7 protein-coding genes and 1 pseudogene are annotated in these 12189 nt (G+C 67.6%); 2 read left to right on the forward strand and 6 right to left on the reverse strand.

The genetic code is table 11. The features are described from left to right. Positions 1 to 831, reverse strand: a pseudogene (locus ENSA7_RS41970) (hypothetical protein); the annotation flags it as partial. A gap of 56 nt (positions 832 to 887) precedes the next feature. Here ENSA7_RS41970 and ENSA7_RS43020 point away from each other — a divergent pair. Further along, positions 888 to 1409, forward strand: a complete 522-nt coding sequence (locus tag ENSA7_RS43020; protein WP_181232938.1) for a hypothetical protein — start codon at positions 888 to 890, stop codon at positions 1407 to 1409. Positions 1410 to 1422: 13 nt separating this feature from the next. Here the strand turns inward: ENSA7_RS43020 and ENSA7_RS01855 are convergent, their stop codons facing one another. From ENSA7_RS01855 to ENSA7_RS01875, 5 genes are all read right to left on the reverse strand, one after another. Next, positions 1423 to 2796 carry a hypothetical protein gene (locus ENSA7_RS01855; protein WP_181232940.1) on the reverse strand — a complete coding sequence of 458 codons (1374 nt, stop codon included), beginning with the start codon at positions 2794 to 2796 and terminating at the stop codon, positions 1423 to 1425. Positions 2797 to 2936: 140 nt separating this feature from the next. Then, positions 2937 to 3428, reverse strand: coding sequence for a response regulator transcription factor (locus ENSA7_RS01860; RefSeq protein WP_181232942.1), 492 nt, complete (start codon positions 3426 to 3428; stop codon positions 2937 to 2939). An 88-nt stretch (positions 3429 to 3516) separates the two neighbouring features. Next, positions 3517 to 4698 carry an NHL repeat-containing protein gene (locus tag ENSA7_RS01865; protein WP_106087460.1) on the reverse strand — a complete coding sequence of 394 codons (1182 nt, stop codon included), beginning with the start codon at positions 4696 to 4698 and terminating at the stop codon, positions 3517 to 3519. Positions 4699 to 4765: 67 nt separating this feature from the next. Beyond that, positions 4766 to 8608, reverse strand: a complete 3843-nt coding sequence (locus ENSA7_RS01870) for a hypothetical protein (protein ID WP_106087461.1) — start codon at positions 8606 to 8608, stop codon at positions 4766 to 4768. 130 nt (positions 8609 to 8738) lie between these two features. Next, on the reverse strand, positions 8739 to 9848 hold the full coding sequence (locus ENSA7_RS01875) for a DmpA family aminopeptidase (protein WP_106087462.1): 1110 nt from the start codon (positions 9846 to 9848) through the stop codon (positions 8739 to 8741). An 80-nt stretch (positions 9849 to 9928) separates the two neighbouring features. Between ENSA7_RS01875 and ENSA7_RS01880 the strand changes: the two genes are divergently transcribed. Next, positions 9929 to 11965, forward strand: coding sequence for a D-alanine--D-alanine ligase family protein (locus ENSA7_RS01880; protein WP_106087463.1), 2037 nt, complete (start codon positions 9929 to 9931; stop codon positions 11963 to 11965). The last annotated feature ends 224 nt before the right edge of the window (positions 11966 to 12189 follow it).

Raw genomic sequence — 12189 nt, forward strand, 5'->3', positions numbered from 1 at the left:
GCCCCGCCCGATCTGCGGCAGCAGCGAGACCCGCGGCGGGCGCTTGGACTCGCGGTTGTAGGCCATGCCGTAGGTCAGCAGCGCCGCGCCCACGCTGGTGGTCAGCGCCAAGCTCGAGACCGCGATCGTAGAGGTGTTCTGGTAGGTGGCGACGCAGCCGTAGGTCTCGCACTTGGGCGTGGGCAGCCACAAGAACAGCCGGACCATGCCCATGCCGAGCAGCGAGGCGGGGACCAACACGGCGCCCCCGACGATGTAGCCGGTCCCATCGTAGCCGGGATCGCGCCGGGCCTTGGACTTGCCGAGCCGGCTGCCGCCGATCGCGGTCAATAAGCTACCCGTACCGAACAACAGCCCCGTGAGCGTGTGCGAGGCGGCCGAGGCCGCGGTTCCATCGGCGCACTGGGAGTTGCTGGTGTCGGGTCCGCAGTTGTCCCGCCACGCGGCGTTGCCCAGGAACGAGAAGGGGACGCCCACGCCGAGCACCAGCGGCCCGGTGATCAACAACCCAATGCCCTGCAGCGGCTCCGGCTGCGGGGCGACCTGGGCCGGCGGCGGATAAGTAGGCTGGGCGTAGGCAGGATCTTGGGGCCATGGGGCCGGCGCCGGGCCCTGCGGCGGCGGGACCGGCTGTGGCTGGGCGACTGGTGCCGGCTGTGGCTGCGGGGTCGGGACCGGCTGTGGCTGGGCGACCGGTGCCGGCTGTGGCTGGGCGACCGGTGCCGGCTGCGGCTGCGCGAGCCCGCTGTCGGCCGGGGCTGGTTGCTCGGGCGGCGACAGCGTGAGCAGTGATGCGCAGGACAGCGCGAGGGCGAGGGCGGTTGGCGGCATCGGTCTCCGCCGCCATCTTACGCCACCTCGGATCCAATGTTCGCTACCATCGCGCGATGATCCGTCGTCTGCACGCGCTCACGTCCGGCTGCCTGCTCGGGCTTCTAGGTATAGCCGGCTGCAACGACTCGATGACCGACGTCGGGAACACCGAGTCGACCCTCGAGCCGGCCGAGTCGGAGACTGCCGCCCCCGGGACCGAGACCGAGACCGAGACCGGGGACGGGGACGGGGACGGAGACGGCGACGGCGACGGCGACGGCGACGGCGACACGACCTGTCACCCGCTCATGGTCGACTGCCCGACCATCGGCACCACCTGCACCTGGGACGAGCAGCAGTTCATCTGTCTGCCCGGCATGATCAAGCTGGGCGACTCGTGCGACCCGTCCATGCCCCAGTGCATCTCTGGGTTCTGCGCACCGATGGCGATGCTGCCCGACTGCCCCAGCAACTTCTGCTGTACCTCGTTCTGCAACCTCGACTCGCCCAATTGCCCGGCCGCCGGGACCAGCTGCGTCGACTATTTCCCCGAGGGCGCGACCACGCCCAACGTCGGCGCGTGCCTCGGACCCTGAGCTCTGAGACCGCTCACTCGATCGGCGGTGGCGGTGGCGGCGGCTCCTCGAAGCACACGCCGATCTCCAGGATCATGTAGAGCAGCACCAGCTCCTGCGGGTTGAGCCCCTGGTGGGCGACGCTCGAGGTCTCGAAGGTGCTGTACATCATGCGCCCGCATCCGTACTGACCGCTGATCGCCATGGGCCGCTGCTGGTTGGGGTTCGAGCAGCTCGAGCACGGACCCTCGACCCAGCTGTGGTGGCCGACGTTCACGTCCTGGCCCATGTCGTCTTGCACGATCACATCGTGAATCGCCTCGATCCCCGAGTAGTTGAGCTGGGTGGTGATCGCCGGCAGCATGTTCAGGGTCGGGTTGCCCCCGCCGATGTCCTTGAGCGCGGGCGGCAGCGCCTGCAGCCACGCCAGCAGATCGGTGTCGACGACGATGCTGATCGACTGATACGAGGGCTGCAGATCCGGCATGCCCGGGTTGTGGAAGTCTTGGTAATTCGGGAACGGCTCTTTGATGTACTCGTTGGAGTGGTCGGTCGCGTACCACTTGCCGCCGGCCTCGACGTAGTCACGGATGTTCTGGGCCCGCGACGCCGGCACCGTGGGCGCGCTGGCCCAGTACTTGGTCGTGGCACATGGCACGAACATGATGTGGTACTGGCTCATGGCCGCGAGGTCGTCCATCGCCGCGCCCTGATCCGCGCCGTCGATCAGCGTGAACTGCTCGGTGCCCTGAACCAGCTCACCGTTGGCGCTGACCTGGCCGAGCCCGAACTTGGCGAGCACGTTGTACACGCGGTCGGGGTCGGCGTCGTAGACCGCGATCCGAGGGATCCACATGCCCGCGGCCGGGTTCCACGAGCCCGGCAGGTTGCTCTGCGTGGGCGGGACCACGTTGGTCCCCGGCTCGACGTCGAGGTCGACGACCCGCAGGAACTGGCCCTTCTGCACGACCAATTGCTGCCCGGTGCCGGCCACGGCCGGCAGCGAGAACGAGCCATCGGGGCCGGTCAGCACAAAGTGCTCGTCGCACGCCAGCTCGACACACGCCGCGCAGTAGACCCCGTCGGGGACCGGCTCGACCGGGTCGTCGGTCAGGTACACCAGCGCGCCGCTGATCGGCAGCTGCATGTTGGGGGCGAACACCGTGCCCTGCAACGTGGCGTTGGGGTTGGGCAGGTTCTCGGGGACACAGTCGTCGCCGCCGCCATCGTCCGCGCTCGCGGTCGCGCCATCGTCGGCGCCCATGTCGAACAGCACGCCGTCGTCGCTGCTGCTGCTGGACTCGCTGGTGCCGGCCGAGATCCCCGAGCTGATGCCCGTGTCGGTGCCCGAGCTGGTCGCGCCCGTGTTGCCGCACCCAAGCAGGACCAGGCTGGTCGTCAACGTCAATGTCAATGGTACGATTCGCATGAAGCCCCTCACGTCCACCTGAACCAGCGGTGGGGCCCCGATGCTAGGCCGTCCGGTGAGTTTTTGCCATCAGATGCCGCCAACGAGCGCTGACCTACGCACAGGCGCTCGCAAGCGGGTCAGAGCCCGGACTCTCCGTCTCGTGCAGGGGCGTCCGCGTCCGCTTCCCCGTCCGCGTCCGCGTCCGCGTCCACGTCCTCGTCTCGGTTGAGCGCCACGTCGAGCGCGGCGATCACCTCGGCGAAGTTCAAGGGCTTGATCATGTAGTCGTTGGCCCCCAACCGCAGCGCCTCGATGACGTCGTCGCTGTCGCTGCGGGCCGTCGCCATCAGCACGGGCAGCTGCGACTTGGTGTAGCGCTGGCGGATGTACTGCAGCACCTCGAGCCCGTTGACGCCCGGCATCATCACGTCGAGCAGGACCAGCGCGTAGTCAGGTTGAGCGTTGTCCGGGTTGATCGCACGGTCGATCGCATCGAGAGCGTCGGCGCCCGACCTCGCGGTGTCGACTTCGTACCCGCGCCGCTGCAGCCGACGGGCGAGCATGTCGCGGTTGTCGTCGTTGTCGTCGACGACGAGCAGTCGCGGGCCGGTGGACTGTGGGCTGATCATGGGAGGTCCCATGATACCCAGTCGCGAACGGCCGCTGGGGTAGCGCCTGCAGCGCTAGAGTCGTGCCAGCTTCGCGCCGAGCCCGGCCTCAACCATCAACTCGAACGATCTCATTTGTGACTGGGTCGGCATACCAGAGCTTGCCAGCGGGACCGAAGGTAATACCCATGATCTGCGCCGCGGGTGTGCTCATTCGGTCGATCTCATCGCCATCGAGATCAAACGCGACAATGTCGCCCGTGCCATGCTCGGAGACGAACAGGCGGCCGTCACGCAGCGCGAGGCCCGAAGGCTCGTCGATCCCGTCGACCAACACCTGGTAGTCGGCGCCCTCCCAGCCGCTGTAGTCGGCGCCGTCCCAGTCGCCCGGCAGCGGCCCGGTGTTGGTGCCCGAGTTGGTGTCGAGCCGCATGATCCGATCGCCGCCGGTGTCCGCGATGTAGAGCATACCCGTGGCGTGATCGAGCTCCATGTGGCCGGGCACGTTGGCGACGCGGGTGACCGTGGCGTCGACGTAGCGGTCGATGATGCCGTCGGAGTGATCGCTGCCGCCGGGGCCGTGATCGGCCTGGAAGTCGTAGCGGACGATGTTGCCGTTCATGCCGTCGAACACCCAGTAGGCGTTGCCGACGTCGTGGGCGATGCCCATGCACAGCGGGCTCTGGTGCAGCATGTCGAGGTGGCTGCCCTCGATCACGCCAGGCGGGAACTGCTGGCCGACCATGGCGAACACGCTGAGATCCGCGGGCCACAGCGACGGGCCCATGAAGTCGTCGGGCGCCTGCGGGCCGACGTTCCACTCGTTGCGTGACTCCTGGCAGCTGGCGAAATTGCCATTGTCGCCGAACGCCGCCGACGCGACGTAGGCCATGAAGTGGGCCCCGTACGCGTCCACGCGGAGCTCCGAGGTCTGCTCCGGCGTGCCCGGATCGAAGTAGATCACGGTGCCGTGGATCGCGGTGTTGTAGGTCCACAGCTGGTTGGGCGCGCCGGGGGCAAACTCGAGATCGCGGGGCGCGTCGAGCCCGTCGGCGGCGGTGCCGATCACCGTGAAGGTGTCGCCGAATTCAGGGACATCGCCGTCGCCCGTGCTTGGATCTCCGTCGCCGTCGCCTGTGCTTGGATCGCCGTCGCCGTCGCCGTCGCCAGTGTCCACGTCGCCGGTGTCGCTCGCGTCTGCGTCGGCCCGGGCATCCTCGGTGCACGCGAGCAGGAGCAGCGCGGACGAGCAGACGATGAGCAGACGCGGGGCGGAAGGCAAGGTCGACATCGCCGCGGAGCATACGTCATCCGCGAGCTGCCGGGTTGGGACGCACTCGTGGTGCAGGGCGTCGCGGTCAGCCGTACATGCGGCTGAACTCGGCTTGGGCCTCGGCCTCCTCGATCGACCGCTCGAGGTCCGCGGCGACGTCGAGTGCCCAGCGTCGAACACCGGGCGCTTCATCCTTGCCCCAGCTGCGCGCGCGCTCGAGTTGATGACGCTTGAACTGGGTGAGATCCGGTACGGCTCGGGGCGTCGAGAACACTCGAGCCGCGAGCGTGGAGCCGACGCCGCTGCCGTTGCCGAAGCGAATGAGCAGCTCCCGTGAGAGCGCTGGCAGAGCAGGACCATACAGTCGTTGCATCCCGGCGATCATGACCGCCCGCTGTTTGCGACCGCCGATCCACTCCAGCACCGTCGCGGTGTCGACGGCCGCCAGCAGCCCGGTCCCGGTGAGTCGCCACGCTAGCGACGACCCCTGCTCGCCGGCCAACACGGGCGCGACGCCGGTCCACAGGCGCGCCGCGTGGCCGCGCTCGATGAGCATTCGAACGGCTCGGTCGACCAGTGACAAGTTGCGATGGGCGTCGGTCGAGGCCAGCTCGACGACCGCGCCGACGGCATCCGCGACGTGGTCGGCTTCGGCCAGCTTGGTCACCAGACGCTGCCAGTCGAACTCAGTCACGCTCGGCATGTGTGTCTCGGTGGTGCTGCGAAGCAGGCGAGCGGCGATTAGCGAGACGCGCTCACGCGTGCTGGGATCGAGCGGCTCATCGAGCAGCTTGTTGGCGAGGCTCACTGCAACCGGAGCGAGTCCAGCGTGCGACTGCATGGCCTCGATGAGCTCACAGTCGAGCGCGATGAAGTCGCTCGAGATCCATCGGCGGTACATCATGGCCGGCACAGCGGGCTCCGCCTCTCCACGCTGGATCAGATCGATTAGCCATCGCAGACGCACCTCGCTCGGCTCCAAGAAGGGGAGGGTGAGCGCGGCGACGCGACGACGACCACCACCGCTCAGCTGCGCGATCAACCATGCGTCTGCCTGGCTTGCGTCGTCAGCCTCGGCCCAGCCCTCGATGTACCAGGGCAGCAGCCACTCACGCGGATGTGGGTGGTCGATCGAGTTGTCCTCGAGCGGCGTCACAAACACCCGCGCGAGATCGAGGCGACCGAGCGCGCGCAGGAACGGACGGCGCCGCTTGGCGTCCTCGGAGCTCAGCCACGGGAACTGCTCGATCAGGGCCGACGGATTGGCGATCGCCTCACGTGCGATGATCTCGTCCGTCGCACGTTCGTGTGCCTCGCGTTGTTCGTCATCGATGGGTGACGGCCCGGGGTGCCAGCTGCCCACCTGGTGAACCAGGCTCTCGACGAAGTTGGACGGCGCGAGCGCCCGCGCGAGGTTGGCGATGGCGGTCGCCAGCGCCGCGCTGATCAGGTCGGCGTCGTAGCGATAGATGTCCGCGAGCGCCTCGGACAGCTGCTTGCGCTGCTCCGGTGCCCATGTGCCCACGGATCGCTCGAGCGCCTCGAGCAGCGAGAGGTCGACGAGACAGGCGTCTTCGTTGATACACCCTCGAAGCTCTCGTCCGACGATCTCTTGCGCCCGCGCGGCCACGCTCGGCTCTTGGTCATCACACACGGAGATCAGCAGGGTCCACGCTTGTCGCTTGCTGGCGCGGAGCTCGTCGAGGCTCGGTTGAGCCCACTCGTACTCGTCGCGCGAGTGCCCGAGGCCCACTTCGCGGTGGGCAACCGCGACAGCGAGTCCTTCGAGGGCGAGCCAGCGGTCGTCGGGGGGCCCGTGAAGGCAACGACGGCGAAGCAGCTCGAAGCGCGCAGGCCAGGGCCGATCGGTCTGGCTGACGGCGACCAGCGCGAGGCTCTTCCAGATTCCGGTGGCGTTGTTGGCCCAGCGTTCATCCTCGACTTTCGCCATGCGAAACAGCGCGTCCTCGATTTGCTCGTAGGCGATCGCCGAGATCGGCTGCTGGACCAGTGTTTGAAATACGCCGCGGAGTCCGTGACGCAGCCGCTTGGCTCGCGCCAGGTGAGCCGATGACAACGATTGGATCGCCGCAGCGGTCAAATGAGCTGCGCGCTCGGGCATGAGCTCGGCAGCCATGTCGAGGCCACGCGGGCGGTCGAGAATCGCGTCGAGCGAATCCGGCGCTGGGGTCCGCCGCTCGAATTCATCCCACAGGCACTGCGCCAGTCGCTGGCGAACTGAAGGCGCGGCCTGAAACCGCTTGGCCTGGACCTGGAGTCGCTCGAGGAATTCGGGGGTGTGCCGGGCGACCCGGGGTCCAAGGTCCTCAGGCCCTGTGAAGAAGTGATTGAGGATGATGCGGCTGAGGTTCGCCGGGCTGACATACCGCCGATTCGAGCGACCGACGCGGCGGAGGATCTCGCGCTCGTGACACGAGTCGTGCGCGGCCTGAACATGGCTGGCGTCGTCGGGCGTGCAGATGGCGTGCCGCAGCGCCTCGCCGTGCTGAACCCACAGATCGTTCCAGCTGACGTCGACGTGTCCGGTCATGATCACGACCAGCAGGCACTTCGCCCGGACTCGGGCCTCGCGACGCCAGCGCTCGTTGCCGCCGTACTCGGCGCGGCTGCCCGCGAGCACGCGCCGCGCCGCCTCCCAGTGGGCAGCTTGATCGTCGCCACGCGCGAGCAGATCTTGGTCGCCCAGCAGCCCTCGCACGAGCAAGATCGCGAACAGCGGGTAGCCCTCCGAGAGCTCGAGGACGATCTGGACCTGTTCGTCGTCTGGCGCCTGGCCAAATTCAGTCTCGACCAGGGCACGCATCTGCGCATTCGACAGATCCGGCAGGTGAAACGAGACAGCTTGCCCGCCGTCGAATTCACCTTCACTGGCATCCTCGTCGGATACGCCAATCAGGAGCATGCGTGCACCCGCGGGTGCCTTGCCATGGAAATCTCGCGTGAGCTCCTTGGCGTCGTAGGACGTCACTTCATCAATGACCAGCGTGATCGCGCCCGCGTCCTGGGCGATCCAGTTGCTCCGGGTAACCTGCTGACCGATCATGACGACATCCGTGTAGTGAATGACGTCGAGGTCGAGCTGACCCAGCGCGTGATGGACCAGGCGGGTCTTGCCGACGCCGGGTAGCCTAAGTATACGAATGACCTGGGGAGTCGATGATGACCGGATGAGATCGATGATTTGCCGGCGAGGATCGTCTGCCCGGTAGGTCGGTTGCTCACGCCCGAGCCGGCTGGTCCACTCCGTCCACGATTGCAGACCATCTGGAACGGTCAGGCCCAATTTGTTGGCGAACTCGCTCGGCAAGCTCGGCGCGTGGGCACGAACGAATGCGGCGAGCTCGTTGGCGCTCTTGAACGTCAATTGCTCGCGAAGCGTGGCGGGGACGGCCTTGTCAGCCTCGCTGAGCCAGTGCATGAGCGCCTTGCTGACCGCATCGAGCAGGCTGCGGCCGTCACCCGCTTGCTGCGACACGACAATTACAAATCGACCCCCAGCACAGATGTGCTCGAGCAGCTCGGTCCGCGGCCGCTTCATACCTTTGGGGGGTGACTTCGCTGGATCATCGATGAACCCGCCGTAGCCCACGTCCCGCTTGACGAGCTTGTCCCAATTTGGGCTGTTCTTCAGCGTGTACCAGGTTCGTCCAGGCTCATCCCACGTCAGCGCTTCGGCGAACTCACGGCGGCTGATCCGTGGTTCGTCGTTGACGACAAAGGTCCCGTCGCTCCCTCCGTCACCCTTGCCGTACCGTGTCGGTCCGTGGATCTCCGTGGTCCCCACCACATGCCGAAGCTCGCGCTCCTTCTCCAGCAGACGCCGAAAGAACTCTTCAAACTTCTTTCCGCTCGCGTCGTCCGCGAGCGCGAGCTGAATCCGCTCTCCTGTGACGTCCGCGCGAGCCACTGCGACATCAGTCTATCACTGGCCGGCCCCACGAGCGCGAACGGCCGCGCCTGGACGCGTCCGACAGGTCAGGTTGGCGCAGTTTCCGCGCGTTCGAGTGGGCGGCGCTCGTGACACCAGCCAATCGGCCTCAGCCCCCGCGCAGCTCGCTGGCGGTGCGTGCGTACGCAGCCATGATCTGCTGAACCCGATCCAGCGGCAGCGACGGCGAATAGTGGCCCTCGACCCCGCGCATGTCCGTGGCGGCACACAGCGCGTTGAGGATCGCCTCTTCCGTCGCCTCGACGGCGGCCTGATAGAACGCGTTAATCGACGAGTCGAGCAGAAAATTAACCTGCGCCAGGTGCCGCTCGGTCTCTCGCGGGACCCGGTTGCCGGTCGAGAACGCGATCATGATCTCACCCGAACCATGGGCGGCGAACGACCCCACGCGGCCGACCCCCAGGGCCGCGCGCTTGCACACTCGCTGCAGCTGCACGGGCAGCAGCGGCGCGTCGGTCGCGACGACCACGATGATGCTGCCGTAGTTGTCGGTCCGCCGGGCGATGCCCTCGTAGTCGGGCTCGAGCAGCGCGCCGACCGGGACGCCGTCCATGCGCAGCTCGTTCATGACGCCGAAGTTGCTCATGACCAGCACGCCCAGGTTGTACTGGAGCTCATTGAGGACCACGCGCCGCGACGAGGTCCCGATCCCGCCCTTGAAGTCGCAGGTGATCATGCCGGTCCCACCGCCCACGCAGCCCTCGAGGACCGGGCCGTCGCTGGCGTTTTGGATCGCCTCGAGCACGTGGTGCTCGTGAACGCTCTTGACCGCGATGTCGTTGAGCCACGAGTCGTCACACTCGCCCACGACCGGGATGATCACGTCGTGCTGCTTGCCGATGCTCGGGTGCTTGTCGACCATGTAGCGCACGCAGCCCTCGGACACGGCGCCGACGCTGAGCGTGTTGGTCAGCAGGATCGGGGTCTCGATCAGGCCCCACTCCATCACCTGGGTCAGCCCCGAGACCTCGCCCGCGCCGTTGAGGACGAACCCGCCCCCGACCACGCGGTCCATGAAGATGTCGCCGTCGTTGGGCAAGATCGCCGTGACGCCCGTGCGCACGCCCTCGCCCTCGATCACGGTTCGGTGACCCACGCGCACACCGGTGACGTCGGTGATCGCGTTGAGTGGGCCGGGGGGCAAGAACCCGGGGGTAATGCCTAGATCGCGCGCCCGAGCGACAGCGTTGCGTTGCATGGCGGACTCGTAGAGCGTCCCGCAGTGCGCGTCCAGATAAATCGGTTCACGAACTCGCGTGGACGGCGTACAACGGCCCCATGCGCATCGCGTTCACCCACAACCTCCAACTCAGCGACGCCGAGGAAGAGGCGGAATTCGACACGCCGGCCACGGTGGAAATGATCACACGCGCGCTGCGCAATCTGGGCCACGAGGTCGAGCCGCTCGAGGTCTCGGGCCCGGCTTCCCGCGTGGTCGCCCGGCTCGAGGCGCTCGCGCCCGACCTGGTGTTCAACACCGCGGAGGGCTCGCGCGGGCGGTTCCGCGAGGCGTTCTTTCCGGCGCTGTTCGATCGCCTGTCACTGCCGTTCACCGGCTCGGACGCGTGGGTGTGCGCGCTCACGCTCGACAAACACCTGAGCAAGTTGTTGGTCCAGCAGCACGGCGTCAAGACCCCGCGCTGGCGGTTCGTGGAGCGGATGTCGGATCTCGATGGCATCGAGCTGCAATTTCCGGTCATCGCCAAGCCCAACTACGAGGGCAGCTCGAAGGGCGTCACCGTCGACTCGGTCGTCGAGGATCTGCCCAGCCTCCGCCGGCTCGCGTTCGATCTGCTCGGGCGGTTCCCGTCGGGGCTGCTGGTCGAAGAGTTCATCGTCGGTCGCGACATCGTGGTGCCGTTCCTCGAGAAGGCGTCGCCGCAGACCGGCGGCGTCTTGACCCCCGCCAGCTACCGGTGGGACGCCGAGGCGGTCGCCGGCCGCAAGTACCAGCTGTACGACTACGAGCTCAAGACCACCCACTGCACGGCCACCCACGTCGACGTGCCCGCGGTCATCACCGACGCCGAGCGCGACGAGGCCATGCGCATGAGTCACGTCGCCTTTCGTGCGCTGGGGTGTCGGGACGTCGGGCGCATCGATCTGCGCCTGGCCCAAACCGGCGAGCTCTACTTCATCGAGATCAACGCGCTGCCCAGCCTCGAGGCCGGCGCGTCGATCTACGCGTCCGCCAAGCTGGTCGGGCTCGAGACCCCCGAGGCCGTGCTCGGCACCGTGGTCGAGAGCGCGGCCGAGCGGTACGGGCTCAAGATGACCCGCAAGAAGCGGCGCCCCAAGATCCGGGTCGGGCTCGCGTACAACCTGCGCCGCACCCAGACCACCGGTGATGGCGGCGCCGACGTCGAGGCCGAGTACGACACGCCCGAGACGATCAGCGCGCTCAAGCAGGCGATCGCCTCGCACGGACATGAGGTCGTCGATCTCGAGGCCACGCCCGAGCTCGTCGCGATCTTGCCCGCGTCGGGGGTCGACGTGGTGTTCAACGTCGCCGAGGGCACGGCCGGTCGGTTCCGCGAGGCCCAGGTCCCCGCGCTGCTCGAGCTGCTGGGGATCCCGTACACGGGCTCGGATCCGACCGCGCTCTCGCTCGGGCTCGACAAGAGCCTGGCCAAGAAGGTCGTGCGCCAGGCGGGGTTCTTGACCCCCGACGAGTTCGTGATGATCACCGGAAAGGAGCGGCTGCCCAAGGGCATGAACTTCCCGGTGATCATCAAGCCGCTCGCCGAGGGCAGCTCGAAGGGCATCCTCGACAGCAGCGTGTGCGTGGACGAGGCAGGATTGCGCGAGGTGGCCCAGCGCGCGGTCGGGACCTACGGCCAGGCGATGCTGGTCGAGACCTACCTGCCCGGCCGCGAGTTCACCGTCGCGCTGCTCGGCGAGCGGCGCCCGCGGGTGCTCCCACCCATGGAGATCCTGTTCACCGCCGACGCCGGCAACCTGCCGATCTACTCGTTCGCGAGCAAGTTCGAGAGCAAGGGCGTGGCGTTCGAGTGCCCGGCGAAGACCGATCCGGCGCTGGGCCGCGAGCTCGAGCGCGTCGCCAAGGGCGTGTTCACGGCCCTGGGTTGCCGCGACGTCGCGCGGGTCGACCTGCGCCTCGACGCGAACGGGCGGGTCTGCTTCATCGAGTGCAACCCGCTGCCCGGGCTGTCGCCGGGGTTCTCGGACATGTGTGTGATCGCCGAGAAGGCCGGGATCGACTACCGCACGCTGGTCGGAGAGATCCTCGCGCCCGCGCTGCGACGGCTCCGACATCAGCAGCGCCAGCGCTCGCTCGCCGGGCGACTGAGCTGAGCCCGTCGCCCCGCGCCGAACCTGTGGTCGTAATGACACGACTTGCAGACCCGCGCGGAATTGATCGGATGGCCGCGGGTGCGGACCGCGGTCGGGGAGATTTTCCGAGTCCGGACATCTCACGGGGCTTTCATGCCCCGCATCCGAACCGCTCGAGCGCGCCCCGGTCAGGGTGGATTCGGCTCCAGACCACACGCGCGCCAGTTCCAGGCGATCTGGCACAA

Source organism: Enhygromyxa salina, from assembly GCF_002994635.1.
Taxonomy (GTDB): domain Bacteria; phylum Myxococcota_A; class Polyangia; order Nannocystales; family Nannocystaceae; genus Plesiocystis; species Plesiocystis salina_B.

Coding starts and splice junctions, on each gene's coding strand:
- ENSA7_RS43020 (WP_181232938.1), top strand. CDS start 888: ATGATCCGTCGTCTGCACGCGCTCACGTCCGGCTGCCTGCTCGGGCTT.
- ENSA7_RS01860 (WP_181232942.1), bottom strand. CDS start 3,428: ATGATCAGCCCACAGTCCACCGGCCCGCGACTGCTCGTCGTCGACGAC.
- ENSA7_RS01865 (WP_106087460.1), bottom strand. CDS start 4,698: ATGTCGACCTTGCCTTCCGCCCCGCGTCTGCTCATCGTCTGCTCGTCC.
- ENSA7_RS01875 (WP_106087462.1), bottom strand. CDS start 9,848: ATGCAACGCAACGCTGTCGCTCGGGCGCGCGATCTAGGCATTACCCCC.
- ENSA7_RS01880 (WP_106087463.1), top strand. CDS start 9,929: ATGCGCATCGCGTTCACCCACAACCTCCAACTCAGCGACGCCGAGGAA.